Annotated in this window: 16 protein-coding genes and 1 pseudogene; 8 read left to right on the forward strand and 9 right to left on the reverse strand. The window is 70.8% G+C overall.

The window, feature by feature from the left end; genetic code table 11:
- Positions 1 to 132: 132 nt before the first annotated feature.
- On the forward strand, positions 133 to 1,194 hold the full coding sequence (locus KRH_RS11190; protein ID WP_012399332.1) for an iron-containing redox enzyme family protein: 1,062 nt from the start codon (positions 133 to 135) through the stop codon (positions 1,192 to 1,194).
- A 185-nt stretch (positions 1,195 to 1,379) separates the two neighbouring features.
- Entirely contained in the window at positions 1,380 to 1,616 is a 237-nt protein-coding gene (locus tag KRH_RS11850) for a CDGSH iron-sulfur domain-containing protein (protein ID WP_167528090.1), read from the forward strand.
- 124 nt (positions 1,617 to 1,740) lie between these two features.
- Here KRH_RS11850 and KRH_RS12420 read toward each other — a convergent pair whose 3' ends face one another.
- The gene (locus KRH_RS12420) at positions 1,741 to 1,908 is read right to left on the reverse strand and encodes a hypothetical protein (protein WP_012399334.1); all 168 of its coding nucleotides are present in this window, start codon (positions 1,906 to 1,908) and stop codon (positions 1,741 to 1,743) included.
- A gap of 260 nt (positions 1,909 to 2,168) precedes the next feature.
- Here KRH_RS12420 and KRH_RS11200 point away from each other — a divergent pair, with 260 nt between their 5' ends.
- From KRH_RS11200 to KRH_RS11205, 4 genes are all read left to right on the forward strand, one after another.
- Positions 2,169 to 3,083 (forward strand): sulfite exporter TauE/SafE family protein, encoded by a 915-nt coding sequence (locus KRH_RS11200; protein ID WP_012399335.1) that lies wholly within the window; start codon positions 2,169 to 2,171, stop codon positions 3,081 to 3,083.
- Between the two features lie 107 nt (positions 3,084 to 3,190).
- Positions 3,191 to 3,313 carry a hypothetical protein gene (locus KRH_RS12805; protein ID WP_257745006.1) on the forward strand — a complete coding sequence of 41 codons (123 nt, stop codon included), beginning with the start codon at positions 3,191 to 3,193 and terminating at the stop codon, positions 3,311 to 3,313.
- Positions 3,314 to 3,385: 72 nt separating this feature from the next.
- On the forward strand, positions 3,386 to 3,694 hold the full coding sequence (locus tag KRH_RS12145; RefSeq protein WP_419757506.1) for a type II toxin-antitoxin system death-on-curing family toxin: 309 nt from the start codon (positions 3,386 to 3,388) through the stop codon (positions 3,692 to 3,694).
- A gap of 140 nt (positions 3,695 to 3,834) precedes the next feature.
- Entirely contained in the window at positions 3,835 to 4,515 is a 681-nt protein-coding gene (locus tag KRH_RS11205; RefSeq protein WP_041297445.1) for a hypothetical protein, read from the forward strand.
- A gap of 111 nt (positions 4,516 to 4,626) precedes the next feature.
- Here the strand turns inward: KRH_RS11205 and KRH_RS11210 are convergent, their stop codons facing one another.
- From KRH_RS11210 to KRH_RS11245, 8 genes and pseudogenes are all read right to left on the reverse strand, one after another.
- Positions 4,627 to 4,881, reverse strand: coding sequence for a hypothetical protein (locus tag KRH_RS11210; RefSeq protein WP_041297446.1), 255 nt, complete (start codon positions 4,879 to 4,881; stop codon positions 4,627 to 4,629).
- Positions 4,882 to 5,107: 226 nt separating this feature from the next.
- On the reverse strand, positions 5,108 to 6,052 hold the full coding sequence (locus tag KRH_RS11215; protein ID WP_012399339.1) for an electron transfer flavoprotein subunit alpha/FixB family protein: 945 nt from the start codon (positions 6,050 to 6,052) through the stop codon (positions 5,108 to 5,110).
- Positions 6,053 to 6,185: 133 nt separating this feature from the next.
- Positions 6,186 to 6,992, reverse strand: coding sequence for an electron transfer flavoprotein subunit beta/FixA family protein (locus KRH_RS11220; protein ID WP_012399340.1), 807 nt, complete (start codon positions 6,990 to 6,992; stop codon positions 6,186 to 6,188).
- Positions 6,992 to 7,882, reverse strand: coding sequence for an HpcH/HpaI aldolase/citrate lyase family protein (locus KRH_RS11225; RefSeq protein ID WP_012399341.1), 891 nt, complete (start codon positions 7,880 to 7,882; stop codon positions 6,992 to 6,994). The genes KRH_RS11220 and KRH_RS11225 overlap by 1 nt, the downstream gene beginning before the upstream one ends.
- Positions 7,883 to 8,031: 149 nt before the next feature.
- Positions 8,032 to 8,496, reverse strand: a pseudogene (locus KRH_RS11230) (MaoC family dehydratase); the annotation flags it as partial.
- An 80-nt stretch (positions 8,497 to 8,576) separates the two neighbouring features.
- A complete protein-coding gene (locus tag KRH_RS11235; protein WP_041297776.1) occupies positions 8,577 to 9,740 on the reverse strand; it encodes an acyl-CoA dehydrogenase family protein in 1,164 nt (387 codons plus the stop codon).
- A gap of 151 nt (positions 9,741 to 9,891) precedes the next feature.
- A complete protein-coding gene (locus KRH_RS11240; RefSeq protein ID WP_012399344.1) occupies positions 9,892 to 11,961 on the reverse strand; it encodes a biotin carboxylase N-terminal domain-containing protein in 2,070 nt (689 codons plus the stop codon).
- Positions 11,962 to 11,972: 11 nt separating this feature from the next.
- A complete protein-coding gene (locus KRH_RS11245; protein ID WP_041297447.1) occupies positions 11,973 to 13,580 on the reverse strand; it encodes a carboxyl transferase domain-containing protein in 1,608 nt (535 codons plus the stop codon).
- A gap of 126 nt (positions 13,581 to 13,706) precedes the next feature.
- Here KRH_RS11245 and KRH_RS11250 point away from each other — a divergent pair, with 126 nt between their 5' ends.
- Both KRH_RS11250 and KRH_RS11255 read left to right on the forward strand, forming a co-directional pair.
- Positions 13,707 to 14,318, forward strand: coding sequence for a TetR/AcrR family transcriptional regulator (locus KRH_RS11250; RefSeq protein ID WP_012399346.1), 612 nt, complete (start codon positions 13,707 to 13,709; stop codon positions 14,316 to 14,318).
- 4 nt (positions 14,319 to 14,322) lie between these two features.
- Positions 14,323 to 15,492, forward strand: coding sequence for an acyl-CoA dehydrogenase family protein (locus KRH_RS11255; protein WP_012399347.1), 1,170 nt, complete (start codon positions 14,323 to 14,325; stop codon positions 15,490 to 15,492).
- Positions 15,493 to 15,526: the final 34 nt, after the last annotated feature.

Genomic DNA, 15,526 nt, shown 5'->3' on the forward strand with positions numbered 1-15,526 from the left:
CGGTAGGACGCCGTGCACACCGTGCCGACGATGCCGCCCAACCCGGTGCGCATCGCCGGCGGCACGTCCGCCAGCGGGCCACCCGACCCGTGGACGGACCACTCAACGACTTGTTCACGGGAGACCACCACCATGACCACAACCCCCGTCCGCACTGCCGCCCCGGTCGCTCGGGGACCGGTGAGCGCCGCCCTCCTGAGCGTCCTGACCGGACCGGAGGACACCCCCGAAGCCGCGTACCGGGAGCTGGCGAGCGCCGTCGAGAACGCGGTGGAGACCACGCAGGGGGTGCTCGCCGATGAGGACGTCCAGCTGTCCCTGTTCCTGCTGTACCTGCTGCACTACGGCCCGGCCGAGTTCGTGACCGGGGATCGCGAGTGGGACCCCGAGCTGCTGCGCATCCGCGCGGTGCTCGAGGAGCGCTTCGAGCGCGAGCTGCGGGAGCAGGTACCCATGCCGGACCCCATGCCGCAGGACGGCGCCGAGCTCGTGGACACGATGTTCGCGCTGACCGGCGGCGAGGAGAAGCCCACCCTGGCCACGTGGCTCGCGCGGCACCCCAGCGAGGAGATCCTGCGGGAGTTCCTGATCCACCGCTCCATCTACACGCTGCGCGAGGCGGACCCGCACTCGTGGGGCATTGCACGGCTGCGCGGGCGGGCGAAAGCCGCACTGGTGGAGATCCAGTCGGACGAGTACGGCGGCGGGCGCCCCGAGCGCGTGCACGCCACGATCTTCGCCCAGAGCATGCGCGGCGTCGGGCTGGACGACGCCCTGGACCGCTACCTGGACCTGGTGCCCGCGCCCACACTCGCGTCCATGAACGTGATGAGTCTCTTCGGGTTGCACCGCCGGCTGCGCGGGGCGATCGCCGGACACCTCGCGGCGTTCGAGATGACCTCCTCGATCCCCAACAAGTACTACGGCCGCGCGTTCCGCAAGCTCGGCCACGGCACGGACGTGACCCACTACTTCGACGAGCACGTGGAGGCCGACGCGGTCCACGAGCAGATCGCCGCGCGGGACCTCGCCGGGGCGCTGGCCCAGGACGAGCCGGAGCTGCTGGAGGACGTGCTGTTCGGCGCGGCCGCGTGTCTGTACGTGGACGGGCTCATGGGGGACCACATGCTGGCGTGCTGGAGCAGCGAGCGCTCCTCGCTGCGTGCGGACGACGCCGCTCGGGCGGCTCTGTGATCTCGTGGCAGTCCCCGGGTCCGGACGTGCCGCGCGAGGACGCGGCATCTGCCGAGGCGGCGCCCGACGGACAGGGGGCGGCCCCCGTTTCAACGGGTCGCGCGGCAGAGGCCCGAGCTGAGATTCACGGTGATGCTCGGACGGACGGGGACCGTCCCTCTCCTGCCGGGGCCGTCGAGGACCCCGTGGTCATCACCCCGTGCCCCAACGGGCCGCTGCTGGTGCGCGGTGACGTGCTGATCGCCCCGGAACCGGGGGCCGAGCCGCAGAAGCCCCCGCGCCGCGTCGTCGCCCTGTGCCGGTGCAACATGTCCTCGATCGCCCCGTTCTGCGACGGCTCCCACAAACTCGCGAACTTCCGCACGCGCCCGCCGCGCTACAACATCGGCAGCCCGCGGGAGGACGCGGACCAGGAGGACTGAGGCCCAGGACGCGGGGCGGTGCAGAACGGCCCGCACGGCAGCCGCGCTTCCCCGCCTCTCTCCGGACGCAGAACGGCGCCCCGCAGGCACGTGCCTGCGGGGCGCCCTTGTCCGCGCTCGGACCTCAGTTCTCGGTGGCTGGGGTCTCGCCCTTGTTGTCGGTCATGGCGCCGACGCCCTCGTCGGCGGGCTCCGCGTCCACCTGGGTGTCACGGGCCATGGCCGCAGCCTCGTCCTGCGGGTTCATCTTGATGGACTCTTCGCCGGCATTGGCGGGGTTCTTCTCTGCCATGGTCCTGCCCTCTCATGTGGACTGCTGATCGGCGGGATCACCGACATCCCCATTTTCGTCAGCGTGCTGTCCGCTGACAAGGAGGTGTCGGAGGCCACATTCCCGGGCCCCGTGTCAAGCACACGTCACGCTGTGACATGGGACGACGCACGGAGACACACACCTTGGGCTCGGGTTCGGGTGGTTTTTACGCTGAGGCGATTCACGCGGTAACCCGCCGGCACCCCGCCGGCACCGCCGCCCGCCGTGCAGGAGGAATCGTGCGCACACTCATCGTGCTGGCCCTCGTGGGCTTCGGAGCGCAGCTCGTGGACGGTTCCCTGGGCATGGCCTACGGCGTGACGTCCTCCACCCTGCTGCTGGCCGCCGGGCTGACCCCGGCGTCCGTGTCCGCGACGGTGCACCTCGCGGAGGTGGGCACCACGCTCGCGTCGGGGTTCTCGCACTGGCGCTTCGGCAACATCGACTGGCGCGTGGTGGGCTTCATGGCCGTGCCCGGCGGGATCGCGGCGTTCTTCGGCGCGCATCTGCTGACCGTCTCCGGCGACGCCGCCGCGCCGGTCATGTCCACCATCCTCCTGCTGCTCGGGGTCTACGTGGTGTGGCGGTTCCTCAGCATCGGCGGGCGGCGGCCCTCGTTCACCGGCCGCGTGCCCGCTGCGTTCCTGGTGCCCCTGGCCGCGGTGGCCGGGTTCATGGACGCGATCGGCGGCGGCGGGTGGGGGCCCGTGGGCACCCCCACCCTCCTGGCCTCGGGCAAGATCGCGCCCCGCAAGGTGATCGGCTCGATCGACACGTCCGAGTTCGTGGTCAGCCTGGGCGCCTCCGCGGGATTCCTGCTGGCGCTCGGCAGCCAGAACATCGACTACGGGATGGTGGTGGCCCTGCTCATCGGCGGTGTGGCGGCCGCACCGCTCGCGGCATGGCTCGTGCGCCTGCTCGCCCCGCGCATTCTCGCGATCGGCGCGGGCGGGCTCATCATCGTGACCAACGCGCGCACCCTTCTGCGGGTGAACGCCGTCCAGAACAGCCTTCCCGACGCCGCTCCGACCCTGGTCCTCGCGGGTCTCGCCGTGCTGTGGGCCGGAGCGCTCGTGTGGGTGATCCGCCGGGAGGTCGCGGACCGCCGCGCGGCACCCACGCGCACGGAGGTGCGGGTGCCGGAGAAGGTGTGAGGGCGGCGTCGTCCTCTCGGTTCCGGGACCTGGCCGGCACGCTGTCGGCGCGCCCTGTCGATGAGCGGCGAGCGCCGTAGAATCGACCCCGACGGAAGGAGAGCGACATGGCCGAACAGGCCCCCGAAGGGTCCGCCCTCACCCACCTGAGTCTTGATGATCTGGATGCGCTCATCGCCGTTTCGCAGAAACAACTCGCCGGCGTGAACGAGCTGCTTGCTGACCGTTGACGCCCTGGGTTCAGCTGACCCGTGACGACGTGGTCAGGATCCACAATGCGGTGCTCCCGGCCCCGGTCCGGGATGAAGGTCTCCTTGCCAGCGCCGTGGACGAGTTACATGGGAGTTGAGCTGCATCCAAGCTTGGCCGCCAAGGCAGCGGCACTCCTGGCAGGGCTTTCCAGGAACCATCCCTTTGTGGACGGGAACAAGCGAACCACAATCGGTGCAGTCAGTGTCTTTCTGCTCGCGAATGGATATCGGCTTGTGTTCGGCAATGACGAAGAAGTGGCGAATTTCGGGGAGATCACAGCCCAGGGTTCCGTGCACCACGAGTTCGTCTCAGCGTGGATCGCGGCGCATCTCGACGCTCTGCCCACCGGGACGCCCTGATCCAAGGCTCGGGCTGTGTTCTCGCCTCACAGTCCCTCGAGGCCGGCCGGCGTGGGTCACGGTGTCGACCATGGGCCCTACCCTGTGAAAGTCTCGTGCTCACGGTGCACGACGTCGACGAGCGCAGCTGAGGAGACACGATGGGCAGCAGAGGCCACTTCATCATGGGCGTTCTGTTCGCCCTGCTGGGGCTTGCCCGCTTTCTCACCGGCGGTTCACCGGTCTTCGGATGGGTGTATCTCGGGGTGGGTGTGGCCTGGTTCTTGCTGGGTTGGCGTCTAAAACGCCGAGAGAATGCCGCTGCCGAGACCGCAGAGGGTGAAGCAGCTTCTTTGCCACAGGACCCCTCGTCGCTGGAGGGGGATCGGCACTCTCCGCATGATCCACCGGGCGGCCGGAGACTGGCGCACTGCCCCCTCGTCCGCCTCATCTTCGAGCAGGACAGAGCCAGTTCACAGGAAACTCTTCTGGGCGCGGTCTCGACCGAACAGGAAGCGATCGACTTCATTGCCAAGCGCAAGGCCGAGGGAACAGACAACAGGATCAGCTGCATCGAGATGCCGCTTCTCGACGCCGTCGACCCTCCTGCGAACGGCGACTGGGTGTACGCCATCGTCGGCGGAACCGACAACGTTCAGGACGAAAAAGGCAACATCGGCCCCTCTCCCAGGGCTGTGTTGGCGGACGAGAAGGCGGCACAAACGGTGTACGACCGTCAGATCGAAGAAAACCCTTGGAGTCCGCCGTACCTGCTGAAACTCCGGCTCGGGGAGATCGTGAGCATCGAGAATTTCGGGCCGTTCCGTGAAGGACCCTGCTGAGGTGATCGGGGCACAGGTGCCGTCCGATCGTCACCGTGACAGTCGGTCAGAACCCTTGGGCTGCTCTCATTTCCGCCCCGCGCGTGCCGCGAACCTCCAGCCTTCCAACACCTAGTCCTCCAGGTGGTCGGGGAGGACAGCATCAGGCGGGACGGAATAGGCCTCGAAGCCCCGGGGTGCGAAGTGCCGGACAAGGTCATCCGCCCCTACGCTGAGAACGCCCCAATCCGGATACAGCGGCGCGCCCCAGCCGAACTGCCGGGTGGAGGAACACATGAAATCCGGCATTCCCAGCTCAGCAATGCTGGCCATGGCGCCGTCAAGGTCCAGGGTCTGCTGAGCGCAGTCCAGGACCGTCAGGGTCACTCGTGTCGCATCCACTTGCTCGTGCCGATGGCCCCGCCAACGGGCCAGTGCCCACGTGGCATGAGGGGCACGACCCCTCCAGGGCCTCCCGGAGGGTGTGCACGAAGTCTCCGGACACAGCACCTCGGCAGGTGTCCCAGCCGGTCATGTCCTGCCCTGCCTCCAGTGCGAGGTGCCGGAGGTCATCCAGATCGCTGTTCCGCAGCTGGGCCACGCGCTCGCCCACCTACCCCTTCCGCGCCCGCACCGTCTCGAGCAGCTGCGGGATGACCTTGTGGAGGTCTCCCACCACGCCGTAGTCCGCGATCTCGAAGATTTGGGCGTTCTCGTCCTTGTTGATCGCCACGATCGTCTGGGAGGTCTGCATGCCCGCCCGGTGCTGGATGGCGCCGGAGACACCCGCGCACAGGTACAGCTGCGGGGACACCGTCACACCGGTCTGGCCCACCTGCGCGGCGTGCTCCACCCAGCCCGCGTCCACGGCCGCGCGGGACGCGCCCACTGCCGCACCGAGCTCGTCCGCGAGCTGCTCAATCAGGGAGAAGTCCTCGCCCACACCGCGGCCGCCGACCACCACGGTCTTGGCCTCGGTGAGCTTGGGGCGCGACGACGCCGGCGCGGCCTCCGTTCCCGTGACCGTGGCCGCCGGGCCGGACACCGTCACCGCCAGCGGCTTCACCTGAGGCGCCTGGCCCCCGCTCACCTCCTCGGTCTGCACCGAGTTGGGGGCGAGCGTGACGAACGCGAGCTCGGTGGTGGGCTCCGCCGTGGTGGTGTAGCCCCCGGCCAGCACGGACTTGGTCACGGTGCGGTCCTGCGCCACGCCCACCGCATCGGTGATGATCGCCGCCGAGTGGCGCACGGCCAGGCGGGCGAACCACTCGGTGGTGTCCGCGTCGTTGGCGCCCAGCACGAGCGTGGCGCCGGAGTCCGCCAGGGCGGCGTCGAGAAGTGCTGTGTCCGTCAGGGACAGGTCCGCGGCCTCCTGCTCCGGGACGAGCAGAGCGGCCACGCCGTAGCCGGCGAGCTCGTCGGCCAGGCCCTCGGGCTGGGGCTCGTGACTGAGCACGGTGACAGGATCTCCCCCGGCGAGGGTGCGCGCGAGCGTGAGCAGCTCGTGGTCCGGGGAGCGCAGCTGACGGGTGTGGCCGAGGTCTACGAGGACGTGCATGGTGTTTCCTCTCGAACGCAGTGGAAGATCGTGGGTGCGGCGCGGGACGGGCCCGCAGCGACCCGGTGCGGTGGTCGCACCGCCTGGGACCGAGGCCCCGGGCCGCCGTGAGGCGCCCCGGGCCGCGCAGCCGTCAGAGCAGGCGGCGCTGCGCGAGGAAGTCCGCGAGCTGGATCCCGGCCTCGCCCTCGTCCTGCACCACGGTTCCCGCCTCGCGCGGGGGCCGGGCGGTGGCGGACTGCACGGAGGCGGCCGCCGCGTCGCGCCCCACGGTGGAGGCCTCCACGCCGATCTCCGCGAGGCTCAGCACGGCCGAGGGCTTCTTCTTCGCGGCCATGATCGCCTTGAAGTTGGGGTAGCGCGGCTCGTTCGCCTGGTCGGTGACCGAGACGACCGCGGGGAAGTGCACCGCCACGGTCTGGGTGGCATCCGCTCCGGGGCGGGTCAGGGCCAGCCCGGTGTTCCCCTCGCCCCAGGCGACGCTGTCCGCGCGGGTCACGAGCGCGAAGTCCAGCCGCTCGGCGAGCATCGCGGGCATCACGGAGGTCTCCCCGTCCGTGGACGCAAGGCCCGTGAGCACCAGGTCCACCCCGCCGTGCTCCTCACCCACGTGCTGGATCGCGGCGGCGAGCGCCGCGGAGGTGCCGAGCGCGTCGGAGCCGGCCAGGGCGTCGTCGGCCACGTGGAACGCGGCGTCCGCGCCCATCTGCAGGGCCTTCTTCACGGCACCGGCGGCGTCCTCGGGGCCCACGGTCACGGCGATGATGGTGACCTCCGCCTCCGGAGCCGCCTCGCGCAGGGCGATGGCCGCCTCCAGGGGGTACTCGTCCAGCTCGGAGAGGATCGACTCCCCGCGGTCCACGGTGAGGTCCTCCTGGAACGTGCGCTGCTTCTGGGCGTCCGGAACGTGCTTGACCGGAACCACGATGTTCGTGCTCATCAGTTCTCCCTCGTCTCGGTGCGGGGCGTCTCGGTGCCAAGTTCATCGGTGCCGAGTGTGTCGGCGCGGCGTGCCTGGGCCACGGTGCGCTCCGCGTGGCGCAGCAGCGGCCCGTCGATCATGTGGCCCTCGAAGCGGAACACGCCGGGCGCGCCCTCCGCGGCGGCCAGCAGACGGCGCGCGTAGTCCACGTCCTCGGCGGTGGGCAGGTACGCCTCGCGAATCACGGCCACCTGGCCGGGATGGATGCACGCGGTGGCCGCGAACCCGCTGCCCGCGGCGTCCTCCGCCTCCGCGGCAAGGCCCTCGGTGTCCGCGATGTCCACGTGCACGGCGTCGATCGCGGCCTTCCCGTGGGCGCCCGCGGCCAGCAGCACCGCGGCGCGCGCGGCCACGGCCACGTCCCGGTAGGAGCCGCCCGGGCGGCGGCTGGAGCGCCCGCCCAGGGACGCCACCAGGTCCTCCGCGCCCCACATCAGGGCGACGACGCCGCTCTGCTCCGCGATCTCGGACGCCGCCACGATCCCGGCGGCCGTCTCGCACAGCGCGATGACCTGCACGTCCGGCAGGGCGTCCATGACCCGGCGGACCTGCTCGGCGGACTCCGCCTTGGCGAGCATCACGGTTCGGAACGGGGTGCCGCGCACCGCGGCGAGGTCGTCCTCGAAGAACGGCGAGGCGGCGTCGTTGACGCGCACCACCGTGGTGGCAGGGTCCAGGTCCGCAGCGCGCACGTGATCCCGCGCCGCGGGCTTGGCCTCCGGGGCCACGGCGTCCTCGAGGTCGAGGATCACCGCGTCCGCCCGCTCGGCCGCCTTGGCGAAACGCTCGGGGCGGTCCGCCGGGCAGAAGAGGATGGCCGGGCCCATCGTGAACGTGGGGGTCGTCATGACTGCTCCTTCCCTGTCGGGTCCGCGACCGGGGCCGCGGCGTTCGTCGGTGCCTCCCGGCCGGGAAGTCCGGCCCCGGAGGTCTCCGCGGACTCGGGTGACCCGTCCCGGGGAGCCGGCGCGGCGTCGTCGTCGTGACCGGTGCCCGCGGGGGCGCCCTGCATGAGCACCGAGCGCACGCACGTGGCCACCACGGTGCCGTCCTGGTTGCGGCCCACGTGGCGGACCCTGATGATGCCCTGGCCCGGCCGGGATTTGGACGGGCGCGCGTCCAGGATCTCGGACTCGCTGTAAAGGGTGTCCCCGTGGTGCATGGGGTGCGGGAACGCGACCTCCTCGAAGCCCAGGTTCGCCACGATCGTGCCCTGCGTGAGCTGCGCGACGGACGCGCCCACGATGATCGACAGCGTCATCATGGAGTTCACCAGCCGCTCCCCAAACTCCTGGCGCTCGCTCCACGCGGCGTCCAGGTGCAGGGACTGCGTATTCATGGTGAGCGTGGTGAACAGGACGTTGTCCGCCTCCGTGACGGTGCGCCCGGGGGCGTGCTTGTACACGGCGCCCACCTCGAACTCGTCGAAGTACAGCCCGCGCTGCTCGATGACCTTGGCCATGCGGTCCTCCTTGCCGGTGCGCCCCGCAAAGGGGCGGCGCGTTCGGTCGTGCTCGGGTGACGTGGTGCCGGGAGCCCCGGTCACAGCCCCAGTTCGCGGGCGATCAGCATGAGCTGGACCTCCGTGGTGCCCTCCCCGACCTCCAGGATCTTGGAGTCGCGGTAGTGGCGGGCCACGCGGAACTCGTTGATGAACCCGTAGCCGCCGAACACCTGGGTGGCGTCCCGGGCGTTGTCCATCGCGGCCTCACCGGCCACCAGCTTGGCGATCGCGGCCTCCGTCTTGAACGGCTTGCCCTTGAGCATGCGGGACGCGGCGTCGTAGTAGGCCAGGCGGGCCTGGTGCACGCGGGCGCGCATCCGGGCGATCTTGAACGCCACGGCCTGGTTCTTGCCGATCGAGCGGCCGAACTGCTCACGCTCGGTGGCGTAGCGGATGGCCTCCTCCAAACAGCCCTGCGCGGCACCCGTGGCGAGGGCGGCAATTGCGATGCGGCCCTCGTCCAGGATCCGCAGGAAGTTCGCGTAGCCGCGGCCCCGCTCGCCCAGCAGGTTGGCCTCCGGGACGGTGACGTCCTCGAACGTCAGCGGGTGGGTGTCCGAGGCGTTCCAGCCCACCTTGTTGTACGCCTTCTGCGCGGTGAAACCGGGGGTGTCCGTGGGCACCAGGATGGTGGAGATCTCCTTCTTCTCCCGCCCGTCCGCCGTGGTGGTGGTGCCCGTGACCGCGGTGACGGTGACGAGCTTGGTGATGTCCGTGCCGGAGTTGGTGATGAACTCCTTGCTGCCGTTGATCACCCAGTTGCCGTCCGTGAGCGCCGCGCGGGTGCGGGTGCCGCCGGCGTCGGAGCCGGCCTCCGGCTCGGTGAGCCCGAAGCCCGCGAGCGCCTGGCCGCTGGCCAGCTGGGGCAGCCACTGCTGCTTCTGCTCCTCGGTGCCGAACAGGTACACGGGCATGGCGCCCAGCGAGACGCCGGCCTCCAGGGTGATGGCCACGGACTGGTCCACGCGGGCGATCTGCTCCAGGGCCAGGCACAGCGCGAAGTAGTCCCCGCCCTGTCCCCCGTACTCCTCCGGGAAGGGAAGCCCGAACAGACCCATCTCCGCCATCTGGGACTGGATCTCGTACGGGAACGAGTGCTCCTCGTCGTGCTTGGCGGAGACCGGGGCGATCTCCTCGTCCGCGAACTCGCGCACGGCGTCCGAGAGCGCCTGGTACTCCTCGGACAGTTCGAACGTGTTCAGCTCGGTGTTATCGCTCATGTCGGTTCCTCCGTGTGGTCGGTCGAGCGGTGCTCGTCCGGTGGGGTCGTCGGTGTCGTCGTGGGCCCGGGTGCCGGGGCGTCCGGGGCTCTGCTGGGTGTCGCGGGCTCTGCGCGATGTCGCGCGGGGCCGGCTAGGCGGCGGGGGCCTCGCCGTCCGCGTCCCCGGTGTCGTCCGTCTCGATCGTGGCGACCACCTGGTCCACCTTCACGCGGTCCCCCACACCCACCAGCACGGTGACGGTCCCGGGCAGGGTGGCGGTGATCGGGTGCTCCATTTTCATGGCCTCCACGGAGACCACTGTGCGGCCCTCCGCCACGTGCTCGCCGCTCTCCGCGAGCACGGCCACCACGGTGCCCGGCATGGGCGAGCGCAGCTCCGGTCCGCCCGCGGTGGTCTCCCGCTCGATCTGTGCCAGCTGCGCCTGCAGCGCCCCGGTGCGGGTCCGCACGGGGATCTCGAACGACGCCGCCCCCTCGCTCACGTGCACCGTGCGGCCTTCCGCGGTGTCCGGGTTCCCGGCACCCACGGCGGTCACGACGGCGCGCGAGGGGTCTTCCTCGAACGACGCCGGTCCGGGCAGGGCCGCGGTGGCGGAGAAGCCGTCCGCGCGCCACGCGGTGCCGCCGATCCGGCGTGCGGCCAGCCGGTCCCGGTGCGCGGCGGTGTCGGAGGCGGTGCGGCGCTCGGCGCCATGGTGCCCGTCGGCTCCGGGGTCGGCCACGGGGTCCGTGCCGGCCCCGGCATCGGGGGCGTCCGGCAGGGAACCCGCGCGGGCGGCGTCGTCGTCCCGGGAGCCCAGGACCACGTGGGCGGCGAGCGCCTCCAGGTAGGCGTCCGGCTGGGCGAACTGCAGCTGCGGGAGCTTGCGCTCGATGAGGCCGGTGTCCATGCGCCCGGCCACCACGTCCTCGTCCGTGAGCAGCATGTGCAGGTACTCCACGTTGGTGCCCACGCCCAGGATCACGGTGTCCTCGAGCGCGGCGCGCAGCCGCTGCAGTGCAGTGCGGCGATCCGGGCCGTGCGCGATGACCTTGGCGAGCATGGGGTCGTAGTCCAGGCCCACGCGCTGGCCCGCCATGATCCCGGAGTCCACGCGGACGCCCGGTCCGGAGGCGTCCCGCAGGGCCACCACGGTGCCCTCGGTGGGCAGGAAGCCGCGCGCGGGATTCTCCGCGTAGACGCGCGCCTCCACGGCGTGGCCGTCCAGGTGGACGTCCTCCTGGGTGAGCGTGAGGTGCTCGCCGTCCGCGATCCGCACCTGCCACTCCACCAGGTCAACGCCCGTGACCATCTCGGTCACGGGGTGCTCCACCTGCAGGCGGGTGTTCATCTCCATGAAGTAGAAGGTGTCAGGCTCGCGGTCCGAGACCAGGAACTCCACGGTCCCGGCACCCACGTAGTCCACGGCCTTCGCGGCGGCCACGGCGGCCTCCCCGATGCGTGCACGGGTGGCGGCATCCAGCAGGGCGGACGGGGCCTCCTCAATCACCTTCTGGTGGCGGCGCTGCAGCGAGCACTCGCGCTCCCCCAGGTGGATCACGTGGCCGTGGGTGTCCGCGAGGACCTGCACCTCGATGTGGCGCGGGGTGGCCACGAGCTGCTCGATCAGCAGGGTGTCGTCCCCGAAGCTCTGCTTCGCCACGCGGCGCGCGGCGGGCAGCGCCTCGGCGAGGTCCTCGTAGCGCTCGACCACGTGCATGCCCTTGCCGCCACCACCGGCGGACGGCTTGATGAGCACGGGGAACGGCATGTCCGCGGCGGCCGCCACGAGCTGCTCGTCCGTGAGACCGGGCTCGGAGACCCCCTGCACCAGGGGGACCCCGTGCTCGGCCACCTGCAGCTTGGAGGCGATCTTGTCCCCCATGATCTCCAGCGCACACTCCCGCGGGCCGATGAACGCGATCCCCGCCGCGGCGCACGCGCGGGCGAAGTCCACGTTCTCGGCGAGGAAGCCGTAGCCGGGATGGACGGCCTCCGCGCCGGTCTCCCGTGCGGCGGCCACGACGGCGTCGATGTCCAGGTAGCTCTCGGCGGCGGCCGCGGGACCGATCCGCACGGCCACGTCCGCCTCCTTCACGTGGCGGGCGCCGGCATCGGCGTCCGAGTAGACGGCCACGGAGCGGATGCCCATGGCGCGCAGGGTGCGCATCACGCGCACGGCGATCTCGCCTCGGTTGGCGACGAGCACGGTGGAGAACATGGAGAGGGCTCCTACATCCGGAAGAGGCCGAAGCCCGGGTCGGGAAGGGGTTGCAGGGACGCCGCGGCCAGCGCCATGGCCAGCACGCGGCGGGTGTCCGCGGGCTCGATCACGCCGTCGTCCCACAGCCGGGCCGTGGAGTAGTACGGGTTTCCCTGGGACTCGAACTGCTCACGGATGGGGGCCTCGAAGCGCTCCTGCTCCTGCGGGTCCATCTGCTCGCCACGCGCCGCCAGCTGGTCCTTCTTGACCGTGGACAGCACCGACGCCGCCTGCGGACCGCCCATCACGGAGATCCGGGCGTTGGGCCACATGAACAGGAACCGCGGGGAGTACGCGCGCCCGCACATGGAGTAGTTGCCGGCGCCGAAGGAGCCGCCCACCACCACGGTGAACTTCGGCACCCGGGTGGAGGCCACCGCGGTGACCATCTTGGCGCCGTTCTTGGCAATGCCACCGGCCTCCGCGTCCCGGCCCACCATGAAACCTGTGATGTTCTGCAGGAACACCAGGGGCACGCCGCGCTGGTCGCACAGCTCGATGAAGTGCGCGCCCTTGAGCGCTGCCTCGGAGAACAGGATGCCGTTGTTCGCCACGATCCCCACGGGGTGGCCGTCGATGTGGGCGAAGCCCGTGACCAGCGTGGTGCCGTAGTCCTTCTTGAACTCGTGGAACTCGCTGCCGTCCACGATCCGCCCGATGACCTCCCGCACGTCGTAGGAGCCGTTGACGTCCGCGGGGACGATCCCGTCCAGGTCCGCCACGCTCAGGTCCGGCTCCCGGGCGGCGATCACGTCCCACGCCACGGTCTTCTGCTCGGGGAGGGTGGCCACGATGTCCCGGATGATCTCCAGGGCGTGCTCGTCGTTCTCCGCGAGGTGGTCGGTCACCCCGGAGGTGAGGGTGTGCAGCTCTCCACCGCCCAGCTCCTCCGGGGTCACTTCCTCCCCGATGGCCGCCTTCACGAGCGGCGGGCCCCCCAGGAAGATGGTGCCCTGGTGTCGCACGATCACGGTCTCGTCGCTCATCGCGGGCACGTACGCGCCACCCGCGGTGCACGAGCCCAGCACGGCGGAGATCTGCGGGATCCCGCGGGCGGAGAGGTTCGCCTGGTTGTAGAAGATCCGCCCGAAGTGGTCCCGGTCCGGGAACACCTCGTCCTGCATCGGCAGGAACGCCCCGCCGGAGTCCACCAGGTACACGCACGGCAGCCGGTTCTCGGCGGCGATCTCCTGCGCCCGCAGGTGCTTCTTGACCGTCATGGGGTAGTAGGCGCCGCCCTTCACGGTGGCGTCGTTGCACACCACCACCGCCAGGCGGCCCCGGACCATCCCGATCCCGGCGATGACCCCCGCGGCCGGGCACGCGCCGTCGTACATGTCCTCCGCGGCCAGGGCGCCGATCTCCAGGAACGGCGAGCCCTCGTCCAGCAGCCGGGCCACGCGCTCGCGCGGCAGCAGCTTGCCGCGGGAGCGGTGGCGCTCACGGCTCTTCTCGGGGCCACCCAGGGCGGCCCTGGCCGTGCGCTCACGCAGCTCGTCCCGCAGCCGCGCGTTGGTCTCGCTGTTCGTGCGGAACGCGGCGGAGCTGCGGTCCAGCTCGCTCGTGAGGAATGCCATGTCGTCCCTTCGGGAAACTTCAGTTAATACTCGATAACCAAGATGGACTATAGTGACCTGCATCACGGTTGTCCACGCCCGCCCGCGCCGCTGTCCGGCGGGCCCGGCGCCCTGCAAGGAGGTCGCGTGTCGGTGACGCCCCGCGAGCAAGCCAAGACCGAGCGTCGTCGTCGGATTCTCGACGCCGCCGCCGAACTGTTCGCGCGCCACGGCTACCAGGCCGTGTCCCTGCAGAGCGTCGGGGAGCAGGCTGGGATCTCCGGACCCGGCGTGTACCGGCACTTCAAGAGCAAGCAGGACATCCTCAGCGAGCTGCTCGTGGAGATCTCCCAGCGCCTGCTCACGGGCGGCCGTGCGATCCGCGAGCGCCACGGGGACAGCCCCCGTGCCCTGGCGGAGCTGATCTCCTTCCACGTGGACTTCGCCCTCGCGGACTCCGCGCTGATCCGCGTGCACGAACGCGATTTCGGGTCCCTGGAGCAGCACACCCGGCGCGCCGTGCGGAACATCCAGCGGCAGTACCTGGCGCAGTGGCGCGAGGTGCTGCACACTCTGGACCCCGAGCGCCCCCTGCAGGACCAGACCACGCGCGCGTTCGCCGTGATCGGCCTGATCAACTCCACCGCGTACTCGCGCGCCCGGACCGAGAGCCCGGACGCCCAGGTCAGCGCGGTCCTCAAGGAGATGTCCCGGCTCGCGCTGGGCCTCCCCGCCGAGCCCGTCCCCAGCGAAAGGTGACCCCATGATCCACGGTTTCTACGACGAGGAGCACGACGAGTTCCGCTCCGTGGCCCGCGAGTTCAACGAGCGCGAGGTGGCCCCGCACTACGCCCAGTGGCACGCCGAGCACATGATGGACCGCGGCGTGTGGAACCGGGCGGCGGAGGCCGGGCTGCTGGGCCTGGCCGTGCCAGAGCGCTACGAGGGCATGGGGCTCACCGACTACCGCTTCCGCGCCGTGATGGACGAGGAGTTCGTGCGCGCGGGCCACCTGGCCCTGGGGCTTGCGTTCCACCTGCAGGACGACTGGGTGCTGCCGCATCTGCTCGCGTACGGCACGGACGAGCAGAAGCAGCGCTGGCTGCCCGCGATCCTGGGCGGGGAGATGGTCACGAGCGTCGCGTTCACCGAACCGGGCGCGGGCTCCGACCTGCGCGGGGTGCGCACCAGGGCCGTGCGCGACGGCGAGGAGTACGTGCTCAACGGCCAGAAGACGTTCATCGGCAACGGCATCTCCGGCGACGCCGCCCTGGTCCTGGCCCGCACGGACGGCGGCACCTCCCCGCGCGGGAACCGGGACAGCTTCAGCCTGTTCCTGGTGGAGAAGAAGGACCACGCGGGCTACACCACGGGCAAGCAGCTGGACAAGATGGGCCTGCAGGCCTCGGACACCGCGGAGCTGTTCTTCGACGACGTCCGGGTGCCCGCCGCCAACCTCGTGGGCGAGGAGGGCAGGGGGCTGGACCAGATCACGGAGCAGCTGCCACAGGGCCGGCTGGGCGTGGCCGTGGCCGCGATGGCCGTTGCCGAGGGCGTGCTGGGCGAGACCGTGGAGTTCGTCTCCACCCGCAACGTGTTCGGCGAGCGCGTGCTGGACTTCCAGAACACGCAGTTCGAGCTTGCCGAGCTGAGCGCGCAGCTGGAGGCGTCCCAGGCGTACGTGGCGCACTGCGTGGAGCTGTTCAACCGGGGCCAGCTGGATCTCATCGCGGCCTCGAAGATCAAGCTGCAGGCCACCGGCACGGTCAAGGACCTGGTGGACCGATGCCTGCAGCTGCACGGCGGGTTCGGATACATCCTGGAGTCCTCCGTGGCGCAGGCGTACACGGCCGTGCGGCTGCTCACGATCTTCGGCGGCACGGACGAGATCCTCAAGGCCACCGTGGGCCACCACATCGCGGCCGCGAACTGAGCCCACCACCCCACCTCGAGACACCCGCCGGCCC

Source organism: Kocuria rhizophila DC2201, assembly GCF_000010285.1.
In the GTDB taxonomy this organism is placed as follows: Bacteria; Actinomycetota; Actinomycetes; order Actinomycetales; family Micrococcaceae; genus Kocuria; species Kocuria rhizophila_A.

Bases quoted from the DNA above. Each gene is read 5' to 3' on its own strand.
- KRH_RS11245 (WP_041297447.1), bottom strand. From the start codon at position 13,580: ATGGCATTCCTCACGAGCGAGCTGGACCGCAGCTCCGCCGCGTTCCGC.
- KRH_RS12420 (WP_012399334.1), bottom strand. From the start codon at position 1,908: ATGGCAGAGAAGAACCCCGCCAATGCCGGCGAAGAGTCCATCAAGATG.
- KRH_RS11225 (WP_012399341.1), bottom strand. From the start codon at position 7,882: ATGACGACCCCCACGTTCACGATGGGCCCGGCCATCCTCTTCTGCCCG.
- KRH_RS11190 (WP_012399332.1), top strand. From the start codon at position 133: ATGACCACAACCCCCGTCCGCACTGCCGCCCCGGTCGCTCGGGGACCG.
- KRH_RS11205 (WP_041297445.1), top strand. From the start codon at position 3,835: ATGGGCAGCAGAGGCCACTTCATCATGGGCGTTCTGTTCGCCCTGCTG.
- KRH_RS12145 (WP_419757506.1), top strand. From the start codon at position 3,386: ATGAAGGTCTCCTTGCCAGCGCCGTGGACGAGTTACATGGGAGTTGAG.
- KRH_RS11220 (WP_012399340.1), bottom strand. From the start codon at position 6,992: ATGAGCACGAACATCGTGGTTCCGGTCAAGCACGTTCCGGACGCCCAG.
- KRH_RS11240 (WP_012399344.1), bottom strand. From the start codon at position 11,961: ATGTTCTCCACCGTGCTCGTCGCCAACCGAGGCGAGATCGCCGTGCGC.
- KRH_RS12805 (WP_257745006.1), top strand. From the start codon at position 3,191: ATGGCCGAACAGGCCCCCGAAGGGTCCGCCCTCACCCACCTGAGTCTT.
- KRH_RS11215 (WP_012399339.1), bottom strand. From the start codon at position 6,052: ATGCACGTCCTCGTAGACCTCGGCCACACCCGTCAGCTGCGCTCCCCG.
- KRH_RS11255 (WP_012399347.1), top strand. From the start codon at position 14,323: ATGATCCACGGTTTCTACGACGAGGAGCACGACGAGTTCCGCTCCGTG.